Origin of the sequence: Embleya sp. NPDC005971 (assembly GCF_040629175.1) — a bacterium.
Lineage (GTDB): Bacteria > Actinomycetota > Actinomycetes > Streptomycetales > Streptomycetaceae > Embleya.
Genome location: NZ_JBEXUX010000086.1, coordinates 1 through 17,310 on the forward strand (window position 1 = coordinate 1; position 17,310 = coordinate 17,310).

Sequence of the window (17,310 nt, forward strand, 5' to 3'; positions counted from 1 at the left end):
GTCGGCAAGTGGGGCACGTTGCGGTCGTTGGGTCTGGACGATGCGCATATCGCGGATTCGCGTTCGCTCGATTTCGAGGAGCGGTTCCGTGCGGCGACCGGTGGTCGTGGTGTGGATGTGGTGTTGAACTCGCTTGCGGGCGAGTTCGTGGACGCGTCGTTGCGACTGGTGGCCGACGGCGGCCGGTTCGTGGAGATGGGCAAGACGGACGTGCGGGACGTGGACGTGGTCCGGGCCGCGTATCCGGGAGTTGCCCGGTACCAGGCGTTCGATCTCGTCGAGGCGGTCGGTGCGGACGGGATCGCGGGGCTGCTCGCGGTGTTGTTGCCGTTGTTCGAATCGGGTGCGCTCGCGCCGATCGTGGTGCGATCGTTCGATGTGCGGCGGGCGCCGGAGGCGTTCCGGTTCATGGCGCAGGCCAGGCACGTGGGCAAGTTGGTGTTGCGGATGCCGAAGCCGCTCGACCGGGACGGTACGGTCCTGATCACGGGCGGGACCGGCACGCTCGGCGCTTTGATGGCCCGCCATCTGGTCGCCGAACACGGCGTACGCAGCCTGGTGTTGATCAGTCGCAGCGGCACGGGAGCCGCCGGCGCGGCCGAGTTGTCGGCCGAACTCACCGCCCTCGGGGCGCGGATCGCGGTCGAGGCGTGTGATGCGGCGGATCGCGAGGCTCTGGCCGGTGTGTTGGCGCGGATTCCCGCCGGTGCGCCGTTGACCGGTGTCGTGCATGCGACCGGGGTCCTGGACGACGGCCTGATCGAGTCGATGACCCCCGAGCAACTGGAACGTGTACTGCGGTCCAAGGTCGACGGTGCGATCAACCTGCACGAACTGACCGCCGACCACGACCTCTCCGCCTTCGTACTCTTCTCCTCCATCGCCGGCGTGCTCGGTGGACCGGCCCAGGCCAACTACGCGGCGGCGAACGCCTTCCTGGATGCACTCGCGACCCACCGGCAGGCCGTCGGCCGGTCGGGTACCTCGCTGGCCTGGGGGTTGTGGGGACAGGCCACCGGGATGACCGGCCATCTCGGTCGGGAGGACCTGAACCGGATGGCGCGCGGCGGGATCCTGCCCTTCTCCGCCGATCTCGGCCTGCGGCTCTTCGACGCCGGCCGGTCGCTGCCGCACGCGCTGCTGGTGCCGCTGCGGCTGGATTCGGCCGCGCTGCGCACCCTCGCCGGGACGGGTGCCCTGCCGGGCGTGTTCGGCGGCCTGGTGCGCGGCCCGGCCCGACGGGTCGCGGTGGGCGAAGGGGACCCGGACGGGTCGGCCTGGCAGCGGCGTATCGCGGCCCTGGACCCGGTCGAGCGCACACGGGTGTTGCTGGAACTGGTCCGTACGCACGTCGCCGCGGTGCTCGGCCACGGCGACCCGACGGCCGTCGCCGCCGATCGTGGGTTCAAGGACCTCGGCTTCGACTCGTTGACCGCGGTCGAGCTGCGCAATCGGCTCACTGCCGACACCGGGCTGCGATTGCCCGCCACCCTGGTCTTCGACCACCCCACGCCGGCCGTGCTGGCTCGGCATCTCGGTACCGAACTGCCGGGCGCGCAGCCGGTCGTGGTCGCTGCGGCGAACCCGACGCCGGCGGCCGGCGCCGACGACCCGATCGCGATCGTCGGCATGGCCTGCCGCTTCCCCGGGGACGTGCGCTCCGCCGACGACCTGTGGCGCCTGGTCGCGCGGGGCGGGGACGCGATCTCCGAATTCCCCGCCAACCGCGGCTGGGACCTGGCCGGCCTGTTCCACTCGAACCCCGAGCATCCGGGGACCAGTTACGCCCGGGCCGGCGGCTTCCTGCACGACGCGGACCGGTTCGACGCCGAACTGTTCGGCATCAACCACCGCGAGGCGCTCGCGATGGACCCGCAACAACGACTGCTGTTGGAGACGTCCTGGGAAGCCCTCGAACACGCCGGCCTCGCGCCCGACGCCCTCGGCGGCAGCCGGACCGGGGTGTACACGGGACTGGTCGCGCAGGGCTACGCGGGCAGGCTGGACCGCGCCCCGGAGGAACTGGAGGGCTATCTGGGCACGGGCAACACGCCGAGTGTCGGCTCCGGCCGGGTCGCCTACAGCTTCGGGTTCGAGGGGCCGGCGGTCACCGTCGACACCGCGTGCTCCTCGTCGCTCGTCGCCCTGCACCTGGCGGTGCAGGCGTTGCGTGCCGGGGAATGCACGATGGCCCTGGCCGGCGGGGTGACCGTGATGTCGGAACCGGGACTGTTCGTCGAGTTCAGTCGGCAGCGCGGCCTGGCCGCGGACGGCCGTTGCAAGGCGTTCTCGGCGGAGGCCGACGGCTTCGGTCCGGCCGAGGGCGTCGGGGTCCTGGTGGTGGAACGCCTGTCCGACGCCGTACGCAACGGCCGACGGGTCCTCGCCGTGGTCCGCGGCTCCGCGGTGAATCAGGACGGTGCGAGCAACGGGCTGACCGCGCCGAACGGCCCCTCGCAGCAGCGGGTCATCCGGCAGGCGCTGGCGGTTGCCGGCCTGTCGGCCGCCGAGGTCGACGCGGTCGAGGCACACGGGACGGGCACCGCGCTCGGCGATCCGATCGAGGCGCAGGCGCTGATCGCGACCTACGGTCGGGACCGCGACGCGGAACACCCGGTCCACCTGGGCTCGGTGAAGTCGAACATCGGGCACACCCAGGCCGCCGCGGGTGTGGCGGGTGTGATCAAGATGGTCCAGGCGATGCGCGAGGGCGTGTTGCCGCCGACCCTGCACGCGGCGGATCCGACCCCGCACGTGGACTGGGCGGCGGGCTCGGTACGACTGCTCACCGACGCCACGCCGTGGCCCGTGACCGGGCATCCGCGCCGGGCGGCGGTCTCCTCGTTCGGCATCAGTGGCACCAATGCGCACGTCGTCCTGGAACAGGCCCCCGCCCCCGAGCACTCCGGGGCCGGGGACCCGCGCTCGCTCTCGGACGGCGCGGCGCCGGCGGCCGAGGTGCCCGGCGCGGTACTGCCGTGGGTGCTCTCCGGTCACACCGCAGAGGCGCTGTACGCACAAGCGCGCAATCTTGCGTCCTTCCTGCGGACACGATCCGACCTCGCGTTGCCGGACGTCGCCCACACGCTGGCGACCGCCCGCGCCACGCTGCCCGAACGGGCCGTGTTGGCCGCCGCCGAACCGGCCGAACTCCTGTACGGCCTCCAGGCCCTCGGGCGGGGGGAAAGCGCCCCCGGAGTGGTGACGGGCCCGGCCCGTGCGGAGGGGCGCACGGCCTTGTTGTTCAGTGGGCAGGGGTGCCAGCGGGTCGGCATGGGGCGTGAACTGCACGACGCCTACCCGGTGTTCGCGGAGGCGTTCGACGCCGCCGTGTTCGAGTTGGACCGGCAACTGACGGGTCATGTCGCGCATTCGGTGCGGGATGTGGTGTTCGTCGGGGTCGGTGCCGAGGGTTTGTTGGACGAGACGGTGTTCACGCAGGCCGGGTTGTTCGCGGTGGAGGTGGCGCTGTTCCGGTTGGTGGAGTCGTTGGGTGTGCGGCCGGGGTTCCTGCTGGGGCATTCGATCGGTGAGTTGGCCGCGGCGCATGTGGCGGGGGTGTGGTCGCTGGAGGATGCGGCGGCGGTGGTGGCGGCGCGTGGGCGGTTGATGCAGGCGTTGCCGGCCGGTGGGGCGATGGTGGCGGTGCAGGCGTCCGAGGACGAGGTATCCGCGGCGCTGGAGGGGTCGGCCGGCGCGGTGGGTGTGGCCGCGGTCAACGGGCCCACGTCCGTGGTGCTTTCCGGCGACGAGGAACCGGTGTTGGCGGTGGCGGCCGTCTTCGCGGCGCGGGGGCGCAAGACGCGGCGTCTCACCGTCAGTCATGCGTTCCATTCGTTGCGGATGGACGGCATGCTCGCCGAGTTCCGCGACGTTCTGGCCGGCGTCTCCTTCGCCGAGCCCACCATCGCGATCGTGAGCAACCGGACCGGGCGGCTCGCCGAGGCCGACGAACTCGCCGACCCGGACTACTGGGTGCGCCAGGTGCGCGAGCCGGTGCGCTTCGCCGACGGAGTCGCCACGCTCGCCGCCCTCGGGGTCACCGCGTTCCTGGAAGCGGGACCCGACGGCGTGCTCACCGCGATGGCTCGGGAGACGCTCCCCGCGGCGCCCGACACCGCCGTGGTGCCGATGCAGCGCGCCGAACGGGCGGGGCCGGCCGCGCTCATCGGCGCGCTGGCCGCCGTGCATCAGGCCGGGGTCCCGGTGAACTGGTCGGCCTTCTTCGCCGGTACCGGGGCGCGGACCGTGGACCTGCCCGGCTACGCCTTCCAACGCCGCCGCTTCTGGCTCGAACCGACCGCTGCCCCGGTCGCCGCCCGGACCGCCGAGTCCGATGCCGACCCGGCGTTCTGGGCCGCCGTCGAGCAGGGCGACGGTGATCGGGTGGCCGATGTGCTCGAACTGGGCGACGAGGCGCGGCGCGGATCGCTCACCGCGTTGTTGCCCGCGTTCGCCTCCTGGCGGCGCACTCGGCGCGAACGCAGCGCGTTGCACGCCTGGAGCTACGAGAGCACGTGGTGCCCGTGGACCCCGGAGGGCGAGCAACGCCTCACCGGTACCTGGCTGTTGATCGGTCGCAACGGGGTCGCCCCGAGCACCGAGGACGACCCGACCACCGAGAATGCCCCGACCGCCGGGGCCGCTCCGACCGGCGAAGCCGAGTCGGACGACGGGCCGGCATCCGCGCGCCGGCGGTGCGCCCGTGCGCTCGTCGAAGCCGGAGCGCGGGTCGAGACGTTGCTCCTGACCGAAGCCGAAGCCGAAGCCGACGCGGAACGTGCGGCTTTGGCCGACCGGATCCGTGCGGTCGGCCCGGTCGCCGGAGTGTTGTCGCTGCTCACCGGGCAGCCCGGAGTGCACCCCGAATTCCCGTCGTTGACCCGCTGGTTCGCCGACACCGTGACCGTGGTGCAGGCGCTGGCCGAGGCCGGATGCGGCGCGCCGGCGTGGTGGGTGACCGAGGCGGCCGTGGCCGTCGACGGTGATCCCGCGCCGGGGGCCGAGGCCGCCCAGGTCTGGGGTTTCGGCCGGGCGGCGGCGCTGGAACTGCCCACGTCCTGGGGCGGGTTGGTGGACGTGCCCGCGGACGCCGACGAGCGGGTGTGGTCCCGGTTGGCCCACCTGGTCGCCGCCGGCAGTACGCAGGACCAGGTCGCGCTGCGCACCACCGGAGCCTGGGTGCCCCGGCTGCGCCGCGCGGTGTTCGACCGCTCGGGCCCGGCGGCGGCCTGGGTGCCCGCCGGTACCGTCCTGATCACCGGCGGCACCGGCGGGCTGGGCGCCCAGGTGGCCCGCTGGGCCGCCGCGCAGGGCGCCGAACACCTGGTGTTGACCGGGCGCCGCGGCCCGCAGGCCCCGGGCGCCGGCGAACTCGTCGACGAACTCACCGCCCTCGGGGCGCGGGTCACCGTCGCCGCCTGCGATGTCGCCGACCGCGACGCGCTCGCCCGACTGGTGGCCGACGTCGAGGCGGACGGCCCGGCGATCCGGGCCGTGGTGCACACCGCCGGGATCGGCCAGGCCGCGACCGTCGCCGAGACCGACCTCGCCGCCTGCGCCCGGATCACCGAGGGCAAGGTGCTCGGCGCCGCGCACCTGGACACGCTGTTCGGCGACCGCGAACTCGACGCGTTCGTGCTGTTCTCCTCGATCGCGGGCGTGTGGGGCAGCGGAGCCCAGGGGGCGTATGCGGCGGGCAACGCGCAGTTGGACGCGCTCGCCCGCCGGCGTCGCTCCCGGGGCCTCGCCGCGACGGCGGTCGCCTGGGGCCCGTGGGCGGGTGCCGGGATGGCGGCGGGCGAGAGCGGCGAGCAACTGGCCCGCCGCGGGCTGCGCGCGATGGACCCCGGCACGGCGGTCGCGCTGATGGCCCACGCCGTCGCCCGGCCCGAGGCCGGCACCGTGCTCGCGGACGTGGACTGGCCGCACTTCCTGCGCCGCTTCACCGCGTTGCGTCCCAGCGCGCTGCTGGGTGACCTGCCGGAGGCCCGTGCGTATGCGGCCGACCAGGACCGGGAGCGGGACCGGGGCGACGCCGCGGCCGGGCCGGCCGGTGAATCGGAGTTGGCCCGGCGGCTGGCCGACGCCGGCCCCGGGGAGCGCGAACACATCCTGCTCGACCTGGTCCGGGTCGAGGCCGCCGCCGTGCTCGCCCTGCCCGTCGGTGAACTGCCCTCCGGTGACCGGGCCTTCCGCGACCTCGGCTTCGACTCGCTGACCGCCGTCGAGCTGCGCGACCGACTGGCGCTGCGCAGCGGACTGGAACTGCCCAGCACGCTGATCTTCGACTACCCCACGCCGACCGCCCTGGCCGGCTTCCTGCTCGACGAACTCGCGGGCGCACGGCCCACCGGCGTCGATCCCGTGCTCGGCACCGCCCTCGACGACGACCCGATCGCGATCATCGCGATGGCGTGCCGCTACCCCGGCGGGGTCGGCGGCGCCGAGGACCTGTGGCGACTGGTCGCCGAAGGCGTGGACGCCGTCACGGACTTCCCGACCGACCGCGGCTGGGACCTCGACGCCCTGTACCACCCCGACCCCGAACACCCGGGCACCAGCTATGCGCGCGAGGGCGGATTCCTGCCCGGCGCCGCCGAGTTCGACGCGGCGCTGTTCGGCATCTCGCCGCGCGAGGCGCTGGCGATGGACCCGCAGCAGCGGCTGCTCCTGGAGACGTCCTGGGAAACGTTCGAGAACGCCGGCATCGATCCGACGTCGGTCAAGGGCAGCCCGGTCGGCGTCTTCGTCGGCGGCGCGGCCTGCGGCTACGGCGCCGGCGCCGGGGACCTCCCGGAGGGTGTGGAGGGATACGCCCTCACCGGCAGCGTCAGCAGCGTGATCTCCGGCCGGGTCGCCTACGCCTTCGGCCTGGAGGGCCCCGCGCTCACCGTCGACACGGCGTGCTCCTCGTCGTTGGTCGCCCTGCACCTGGCCGGCCGCGCGTTGCAGCGCGGCGAGTGCACGATGGCGCTGGCCGGGGGCGTGACCGTGATGGCCACCCCGACCGGATTCGTGGAGTTCAGCCGGCAGCGCGGGCTGTCGGCGGACGGCCGCTGCAAGGCGTTCGCCGCCGCCGCGGACGGCACCGGATGGTCCGAGGGAGTCGGCCTGTTGCTGGTCGAACGGCTCTCCGACGCCGAACGCAACGGGCATCGGGTGCTCGCCGTCGTGCGCGGCAGCGCGGTGAACCAGGACGGTGCCAGCAACGGCCTGACCGCGCCCAACGGCCCCTCCCAACAGCGGGTCATCCGACAGGCGCTGGCCGACGCCCGGCTCACCGCCCGCGACGTGGACGCGGTCGAGGCACACGGGACCGGGACCGCGCTGGGCGACCCGATCGAGGCGCAGGCGCTGCTCGCCACCTACGGCCGCGAGCGGCCGGAGGACGTGCCGCTCTACCTGGGCTCGGTCAAGTCCAACATCGGCCACACCACGGCCGCGGCGGGTGTCGCGGGGGTGATCAAGATGGTGATGGCGATGCGCGAGGGGGTGCTGCCCGCCACCCTGCACGTGGACGAGCCGACCCCGCATGTCGACTGGTCGGCCGGCACCGTGGAGTTGCTGACCGCGCGGCGGGCCTGGCCCGAGCTGGGTCGGCCGCGCCGCGCGGCCGTCTCGGCCTTCGGCATCAGCGGGACCAACGCGCACGTGGTGCTCGAACAACCGCCCGCCGCACCGGTGGCGGCGGACGACCTCCGCACCGCCGGCGGCCCCGCCGGCACCCTGCCCGTCCTGCTGTCCGGGCACTCCGAACGGGCCTTGCGCAACCAGGCCGCGCGGCTCGCCGAGCACGTCCGGGCGCTGCCCGAACCGGACCCGGCCGGGCCGGCGACGCCCGACACCGCGCTGCTCGACCTGGCCTACTCGTCGGTCGTCTCCCGGGCCGGACTGGAACACCGGGCCGTGGTCACCGCGGCCGACCGGGAGGGGTTGCTCACCGCCCTTGTGGGGTTGGCGGCGGGGGGCTCTGGGGTCGACGCGGTCGTGGGCCTGGCACAGTCTGGAGCCCGTCCGGTGTTCGTCTTTCCCGGTCAGGGTTCGCAGTGGGCCGCGATGGCCGGCGGGCTGCTCACGACGTCACCCACGTTCGCCGCGCGGATCCGGGCGTGCGAGGAGGCGCTTGCGCCGTTCACCGACTGGTCGTTGACCTCGGTCCTGAACTCTGAGTCGGACGCGTGGCTGGAGCGGGTCGAGGTGGTGCAACCGGTGTTGTGGGCGGTGATGGTCTCGCTGGCCCAGTTGTGGCGTTCGTACGGGGTGCGGCCCGCCGCGGTGGTGGGGCATTCCCAGGGCGAGATCGCCGCGGCGTGTGTCGCGGGCGCGCTCTCGCTGGAGGACGGCGCGCGGATCGTCGCGCTGCGCAGCAAGGCCATCCTGGACCTGTCCGGCAAGGGCGGCATGGCCTCGGTGGCCCTGTCCCCGGCGGAGGCGGCCGAGTTGACCGCGCCGTTCGGCGACCGCATATCGCTCGCGGCCGTCAACGCCCCGCACTCGGTGACCCTCTCCGGCGACCCCGACGCGTTGGCCGAACTGCTGGAGCGCTGCACGGCCCAGGACATCTGGGCGCGCCGCGTCCCGGTCGACTACGCCTCGCACTCCGCGCAGGTCGAGACCATCCGCGAGCCGCTGCTCGCCGCCCTGGCCGGCCTGGAGCCGCGCGCCGCGAGCATTCCCTTCTACTCGTCGGTCACCGGCGGCCTGTTGGAGACCACGGCCCTGGACGCCGACTACTGGTACGACAACCTGCGGCAGACCGTGCGCTTCGACGAGGCCGTCCGGGCGCTGCTGGACCAGGGCCACGACGCCTTCATCGAGACCAGCGCCCACCCGGTGCTGACCACCGGCATCCTGGAGATCGTCGAGTCGGCCGGATCGCGGGCCGCGGTGCTGGACACGCTGCGTCGGGGCGAGGGCGGCCCCGAGCGCTTCACCGGCGCGCTGGCCCGGGCGTACGCGCACGGTGTCGGCGTCGACTGGCGGATCGCGTTCGCCGACCACGAGCCCCGGTTGACCGACCTGCCCGGCTACGCCTTCCAGCGCGAGCGGTATTGGCTGCAGGGCACCCCCGGCGGGGCGGCCGACGCGCAGGGCCTGGGGCTGATCCCCACCGGCCACCCGCTCCTGGGCGCGGCGGTCGACCTGGCCGACGCGGCCGGGATCGTGCTCACCGGGCGCATCGGTCGGCGCACCCACCCGGGGCTGGCCGAGTACACCTCCCCGGACACGGCGCTGTTGCCCGGCGCGGTGTTCCTCGAACTCGCCCTGCACGCGGGCCGGCTCACCGGCCTCGGCACGGTCGAGGAACTGACCCTGCAGGCACCGCTGTCGTTGCCCGAGCGCGGCGGCGTGCAGATCCAGGTGTCGGTGGGCGCCGCGCGACCCGACGGCCGCCACCCGGTGGCCGTGCACTCCGGCCCGGACGACCCCGAGGCCGGCGGCTCCTGGACCCGGCACGCCGACGGCCTGCTCGCGCCGGTCGTCGAGGACCCGGACGACGGGCCGGACTTCGAGGACGACCTGGTCGTCTGGCCCCCGACCGGGGCGGAACCCGTGACCGTGCCGCCCCCGGGCCCGGCCGACTCCGCCGATCCCGGCCACGAAGTACTGCGCGGGGTATGGAAGTCCGGCGCGACCGTGTACGCCGAGGTCGCGCTGCCCGCGGACCGGCGGCAGAGCTCCGGCGGCTACGGGCTGCACCCGACACTGTTGACGGCGGCCCTGCGGGCGGTCGGCGCGGCGGCGACCGGGGAGGCCGACGTCGCCGGGGAGATCCGAATGCCGTTCGCCTGGTCCGGGGCCGCGGTGCACACGCCCGGGGCGACCTCGCTGCGGGTGCGCCTGACGGCCGACGACGACACACCCGACACCCTTTCCCTGGTCGCCGCGACCGCGACCGGCGCCGCCGCGTTCACGGTGCGTTCGCTCGCGCTGCGCGCCGTCTCGGCGGAACAACTTCGCGCCGCGCTCACCGAGGTCGAATCCCCGGCCGCCGGGCCCGGATCGGTACCGCTGCTGCGGCTCGGCCCGGCCCGCCCGGCCGAGGACGGCGCGGGGACGGAGACCGAGAGCACCGCCGAGAGCGCCGCGCTGCTGCGCCGACTGGCCGCCCTGGGTGACCAGGACCGTCGGCGGGTGCTGAGCGATCTGGTGGTCGAGCACGTCGCGGCCGTCCTGGGCCATGCCGCCGGCTCGGTGAGCGCCGACAAGCCGCTGCGCGACCTGGGTCTGGACTCGATGGCCGCGGTCGAACTGCGCAGTCGGCTCGGCGCGACCCTGGGCCTGCGGTTGCCGGTGACCCTCGTGTTCAGCCACCCCACCCCGGCGGCCCTGGCCGCCCACCTCGACACCGAACTCGGGCCGAACACGGCAACCGAGGCCGGTCCGGCGCCGGTTGCCTTCGGCCGACTGGAGAACGCCCTGTCCCGACTGCCGGCCGATCGGGAGACCAGAGCCGCCGTCGCCCGGCGGCTGGAGACGCTGCTGTGGAAGTGGCGCGATGCGGCCGAGTCCGGCGCGCCGGAGCCCGCCCTGGGCGGGGAGGCACTCGCCGATTCCTCCGCCGAAGAGATCTTCGACCTGCTCGACCGGGAGCTGGGCACCGCCTGACCCCGCGCTGTTCGTACTGCCTCCGGCTTCCCTGTGCCACCCGGCGAAAGTGGGCTCGCGTGTCGACCAACGAAGAAAAGCTCCTCGACTACCTCAAGAGGGCCACGGCGGACCTCGGCCGGACCCGGCAGCGGTTGCGCGAGGTCGAGGACGCCGCGTACGAACCGATCGCCGTGGTCGGCATGGCCTGCCGCTATCCCGGCGGCGTGCGCACGCCGGAGGAGTTCTGGCAGCTCGTCGCCGACGGCGTCGACGCGCTCGGAGACTTTCCGCGCGACCGCGGCTGGGACGTCGACGGCATCTACGACCCGGACCCCGAGCGGTCCGGCAAGACGTACGCCCGACGCGGCGGCTTCCTCGACGGCGCGGCCGACTTCGACGCCGAACTGTTCGGCGTCAACGCGCGCGAGGCCCTGGCCATGGACCCGCAACAACGGCTGCTCCTGGAAACCTCGTGGGAGGCGTTCGAACGCGCCGGCGTCGACCCGACCTCGCTCAAGGGCAGCCCGATCGGCGTGTTCGCGGGGGCCATCTCCTCGGGCTACGCCGAGCGGCTCACCAGCGTGCCCCAGGAGGTCGAGGGCTACCTCGGCACCGGCAGCATGACCAGCGTCGCCTCCGGGCGGATCGCCTACACCCTGGGTCTGGAGGGGCCGGCCGTCACGATCGACACCGCCTGCTCCTCCTCGCTCGTCGCGATCCACCTGGCCGCCCAGGCGCTGCGTCGGGGCGAGTGCACGATGGCGCTGGCCGGCGGGGTGACCGTGATGTCGACGCCGGGCATCTTCATCGAGTTCAGCCGCCAGCGCGGGCTGGCCCCGGACGGGCGCTGCAAGGCGTTCGCCGCCGCGGCCGACGGCACCGGCTGGGCCGAGGGCGCGGGCGTGCTGCTGTTGGAGCGGCTCGGCGACGCCCTGGCCGCCGGCCGCCCGGTGCTCGCCGTCGTCCGGGGCAGCGCGGTCAACCAGGACGGCGCCAGCAACGGCCTGACCGCGCCCAACGATCGTGCCCAGGAACGGGTGATCCGCCAGGCCCTGGACTCCGCGCGGCTGAGCGCCGCGGACGTCGACGCGGTCGAGGCGCACGGCACCGGCACCACCCTCGGCGATCCGATCGAGGCCCAGGCCCTGTTGGCCACCTACGGCCGGGACCGGCCCGCCGGGCAACCGCTGCGACTGGGCGCGGTCAAGTCGAACATCGGCCACACCGGTGCGGCGGCCGGCGTCGCCGGGGTGATCAAGATGATCGAGGCGATGCGGCACGAGGTATTGCCGCGGACGCTGCACGTGGACGAGCCGACACCGCACGTCGACTGGTCCGGCGGAGGAGTGGAACTGCTCACCCGCTCCGGCCCGTGGCCGCGCAACGGCCGGCCGCGCCGGGCCGGGATCTCCTCCTTCGGGGTGAGCGGCACCAACGCCCACGTGATCGTCGAGGAGGCACCCCGGCCCGCGCCGGCGGCCGATGCGAGCACCGCGGCCGACAGTGCGCCGTCGACGACCGCCGCCGACCCGCCCGCCCTGCCCTGGGTGCTCGGGGCGCGCACCGACGAGGCGTTGCGCGACCAGGCCGCCCGGCTCGCCGCGCACCTGCGGGACCGGCCCGACTTCCGACCCGCCGACGTCGGCTACTCGCTGGCCACTTCGCGCGCCGCGCTGGACTCGCGCGCGGTCGTGGTCGGCACCGATCCACAGGACCTGCTCGCCGGGCTCGACGCCCTGGCGCTCGGCGAGGACACCGCGCACGCCGTGCGCGGCCGGGCTCTCCAGGGCGCCCGGACGGCCTTCCTGTTCACCGGACAGGGCAGCCAGCGCCCCGGCATGGGTGGGGAACTGTACGCGGCCTGGCCGGTCTTCGCCGAGGCCTTCGACGCCGTGACCGCCGAACTCGACGCCCGCCTGGCCGGCCACGTCGATCGCCCGTTGGCCGAGGTCGTGCTCACCGCCGACGACCCCGGCACCGAGGAATCGCTGGGGCGGACCGTCTACGCGCAGACCGGCCTGTTCGCGCTTCAGGTCGCCCTGTTCCGCCTGTACGAGTCCTGGGGGGTGCACCCCGACCTGCTGCTCGGCCACTCGATCGGCGAACTGAGCGCCGCACACCTCGCCGGCGTGTGGTCGCTGCCCGACGCGGCGACCGTGGTCGCGGCCCGGGCCACCCTGATGCAGGAACTCCCCACCGAGGGCCTGATGATCGCGGTCGCCGCGAGCGAGGAGGAGGTACGCGCCGCGATCGCCGAACACGGGGCCGGCGTCGACCTCGCGGCGGTCAACGGCCCGGCCGCCGCGGTGCTCTCCGGCGCGGCCGAGCCGGTGCAGGCGCTCGCCCGACACTTCGCCGACCAGGGCCGCAAGACCCGGCGGCTGCACACCAGCCACGCCTTCCACAGCGCGGACATGGACGGCATGCTCGACCGGTTCCGCGCGGTGGTCGCCGGCGTCGCCGCCTCGCCCGCCCGGATCCCGGTGATCTCCAACCTGACCGGCCGCCCGATCGAGGCGGCGGAGTTCGGCGGCGCCGACTACTGGGCCCGACACGTGCGCGAGACGGTGCGATTCGCCGACGGGGTCGGCGCGCTCGCGGACGCGGGCGCCACGGCCCTGATCGAACTGGGCCCCGACGGTGTGCTGACCGCCCTCGCCCGGGACTGCCTGGCCGCCCGGCGCCCGGCCGCGACCGCGGTGTGTGTGCCCGCGCTGCGCCGCGGCCGGCCGGAGTCGGCCGCCGCGGTGCACGCCCTGGGCGCGATCCACCTGTCCGGCGGCCGGATCGACGGCGAGCGTTTCTTCGCCGGCACCGGCGCCCGGCGCGTCGACCTGCCCACCTACGCCTTCCAGCGCCGGCGCTACTGGCTCGACGACGGTGCGCCGGCGCCCGACGCGGCCGGCCTCGGGCTCGCCGCCACCGGCCACCCGCTGCTCGGCGCCGAGCTGCGCCTCGCGGGCGGCGGCGGCCTGGTGCTCACCGGACGGCTGTCCCTGCGCACCCATCCGTGGCTGGCCGACCACGCGGTGGGCGGCACCGTGCTCTTCCCCGGCACCGCGTTCGTGGAGGTCGCGGTCCAGGCCGGCGACCGCGCGGGTTGCCCGCACCTGGCCGAACTCATGCTGGAGGCACCGCTCGCCATCCCCGCGGACACCGCGGTGCAACTCCAGGTCACGGTCGGCCCGGCCGAGGAGGACGGCCGCCGCCGGGTGGAGGTGTACTCCCGACCCGAGGACGCGGCGGACCCCGAGCCGGGCGCGCGGGACGACGACCCCGAGTGGTTCCGGCACGCGGCCGGCGTGCTCACCCCCGACACCGACAACGACGCCGATCCCGCACCCGATCCCTCGGCGGCCTGGCCGCCGCCCGGAGCCGAACCGGTCGACGTGGGCGACTTCTACGCGGACCTCGCGGCCGGTGGATTCGGCTACGGCCCGACCTTCCGGGGCCTGCGCGCCGCCTGGCGGCTGGCCGGGTCGGTCTGCGCCGAGGTGGCCCTGCCCGACGAACACGGCGCCGACGCCGCGGACTTCCTGGTCCACCCCGCACTCTTCGACGCCGCCCTGCACGCCAGCGGCCTGACCGGGCTCGGTCAGGACACCGGGCAGGCGCGGCTGGTGTTCTCCTGGAGCGGGGTGCGCGTGCACGCCGTCGGTGCCCGGGCGCTGCGGGTACGGATGTCGGTCACCGGCCCGGACACGGTCGAACTGGTCGCCGCCGACGGCTCGGGCAACCCGGTGCTCTCGGTCCGCGAACTGGTGATGCGGCCGGCCGGGCCTGCGGACGCGGCCGGCGACGGCTCGCTGTTCCGGCTCGACTGGGTCGCGCCGACGCCGTCCGAGCAGCCCGTGGCGCCGGTCACCGACCCGTGGGCGATCCTCGGTCCCGACCCCTTCGACCTGATCGCCGGGCTGACGCACGCCGGCATCACCGCGAGCGAGTATCCCGACGTCGCCTCGCTCGCCGAGGAGTCGCCGTCGCCCGACGTGGTGCTGCTCCCGCTCGCCCCGGTGGCCGCGGCGGGCCTGCCGACCGCGGCCGGCCGGGCCGTCGACCGCATGTTGCACACCGTCCAGGGCTGGCTCGCGCACTCCGGATGGGACAGCACCCGCCTGGTCGTGCTCACCCGCGGCGCGGTCGCGGCGCACGACGGGGAGAGCGTCACCGACCTGGCCCACGCACCGGTCTGGGGCCTGCTGCGGTCGGTACAGGCCGAGCACCCCGGGCGGTTCCTCCTGGTCGACCTCGACGCCGACCCCCGCTCGCACATCGCACTGCCCGACGCGGTCCGCGCGGCGTTCGCCGCCGGCGAGCCGCAGACGGCCCTGCGCGCCGGCGCCGCGCTGACTCCCAGGATCGTCCGCGCCGACCCCGATCGGCTGCTGCCCGCCGCCCCGGACGGACCCTGGCTGCTGGACACCACCGCGGCGGGCGACCTGGACCGGCTCGCGCCGCTGCCGTACCCGCCCGCCGCCCGCCCGCTCGCGCCGCACGAGATCCGGATCGCGGTCCGCGCCTCCGGCCTCAACTTCCGCGATGTGCTGGTGGGGCTGGGCATGGTGCCCGGCCAGGTCGGCATGGGCACCGAGGGCTCCGGCGTGGTCACCGAGGTCGGCTCGGCCGCGGGCGAATGGCGGCCCGGCGACCGGGTGATGGGGGTGGTGCCCGCCTCGCTCGGTCCGATCGCGGTCGCCGACCATCGATCCGTCGTCCGCATCCCACCGCACCGGACCTTCGCCGAGGCGGCCGGCCTGCCGATCGCCTTCCTGACCGCCTACCGCGCCCTGTTCGACCTCGCCGGGCTCAAGCCGGGCCAGTCGGTACTGATCCACGCGGCGGCCGGCGGCGTGGGCATGGCCGCGGTGCAACTGGCCCGGCACTTCGGCGCCGAGGTGTACGGCACCGCCTCCCCCGGCAAATGGGACACCCTGCGCGAACTGGGCCTGGACGACGCGCATATCGCCTCGTCCCGCTCGCTCGACTTCGAGGACGCGTTCGCGGGGGCGGGCGGTGGTGCCGGCGTGGACGTGGTGCTCAACTCGCTGGCCCGCGACTACGTGGACGCCTCGCTGCGGCTGCTGGCGCCCGGTGGCCGACTGATCGAGATCGGCAAGACCGACCTGCGCGACCCCGGCCACACGGCCGTGCTGTACCCGGGGGTGAGCTATCAGCCGTTCGTGGACGCCGACCCCGAGCGCGTCGGCGAGATCCTGACCGAGATCGTCGAACTCGTCGAGAGCGGAGCGCTGCGACCGCTCCCGCTGCGCAGTTGGGACATCCGCGAGGCGGCGCACGCGTACCGGTACATGAGCCAGGCCAAGCACATCGGCAAGATCGTGCTCACCGTGCCCGCCGCACCCGACCCCGACGGCACCGTGCTGATCACCGGCGGCACCGGCGCCCTCGGCGGACTGCTCGCCCGGCACCTGGTCACCGAGCACGGCGCCCGGCACCTGCTGCTCACCAGCCGGGCCGGCGACCAGGCCCCCGGCGCGCTGTCGCTGCGCGAGGAACTGACCGAACTGGGCGCCCGGCACGTGGAGATCGTCGCCTGCGACGTCGCCGACCGGGCACAACTGGCCGAAGTGCTGGCCCGGGTGCCCGCGGCCCACCCGCTGACCGCGGTGGTGCACGCCGCGGGCGTGGTCGAGGACGGCGTCATCACGTCGCTGACCGGCGATCGGCTCCGCCGGGTGCTGCGCCCCAAGATCGACGGCGCGATGAACCTGCACCGGTTGACCGCCGACGCCGACCTGGCCCTGTTCGCGCTGTACTCCTCGGCGGCCGGGGTGCTCGGCGGCGCGGGGCAGAGCGGCTACGCGGCGGCCAACACCTTCCTCGACGCGCTCGCCCAGCACCGCCGGGCGGCCGGCCTGCCCGCGACCTCGCTCGCGTGGGGGCTGTGGGACCAGGCGAGCGAGATCACCGGCGGCCTGGACCGGACCGACCGGGCCCGGGTCGCGCGCTCGGGCATGTTGCCGCTGACCGCGACCCAGGGCCTGGCCCTGTTCGACGCCGCCGCCGCGCTGCCGCACCCGCTGATCCTGCCGGTCCGCGTCGACGGCGCGGCCCTGCGCCGGGACGCCGGGGCCGCCGCCGTGCCCGCGGCGATGCGCGGCCTGGTCCGCGGCCCCGGGCGGCGGACCGCCCAGGCCGCCGCCCGGCCCGAGCCCGCCGTCGACCTGGTCCGCCGGCTGGCCGCGCTGGCCGAGGAGGACCAGCGCCGGCTGCTGGTCGACCTGGTCTGCGGCCACGCGGGCACCGTGCTCGCCCTGGGCGGCGCCGGCGCGGTGGATCCGCAACGCGGCTTCACCGAGATCGGCTTCGACTCGCTGACCGCCGTCGAACTGCGCAACCGGCTCGACGCCGCCACCGACCTGCGGCTGCCCGCCACCCTCGTCTTCGACTATCCGACCCCGGCCGACCTCGCCGACCACCTGTTCGAGGAACTCGTCCCCGACACGGCCGCCGCGGCGGTGCCCGCGGTGCTCGACGAACTCGACCGCCTGGAGGCCCGGCTCGCCGGGGTACGGGCGGACGAGTACGACCGGGCCGCGATCTCGACCCGGATCGACCGGATCCTGACCGGCTGGCGCAACGCGAAGACGCCGGCCGCCGATGCGCCGGAGACCGCCGCGGAGCAGCTCAAGGAGGCGAGCACGGACGAGGTGCTCGACTTCATCGACCGCGAACTCGGCCTGGCGTAACCCGCGT

The 17,310-nt window shown here is 74.9% G+C and carries 2 protein-coding genes; both read left to right on the forward strand.

Translation table 11 applies throughout. From position 1 onward, the window contains the following. The first annotated feature begins 27 nt into the window (after positions 1-27). The gene (locus tag ABZ374_RS42565) at positions 28-10,611 is read left to right on the forward strand and encodes a type I polyketide synthase (protein ID WP_360322879.1); all 10,584 of its coding nucleotides are present in this window, start codon (positions 28-30) and stop codon (positions 10,609-10,611) included. 59 nt (positions 10,612-10,670) lie between these two features. Further along, complete coding sequence (locus tag ABZ374_RS42570; protein ID WP_360322881.1) at positions 10,671-17,303, forward strand: SDR family NAD(P)-dependent oxidoreductase; 6,633 nt, start codon at positions 10,671-10,673, stop codon at positions 17,301-17,303. Positions 17,304-17,310: the final 7 nt, after the last annotated feature.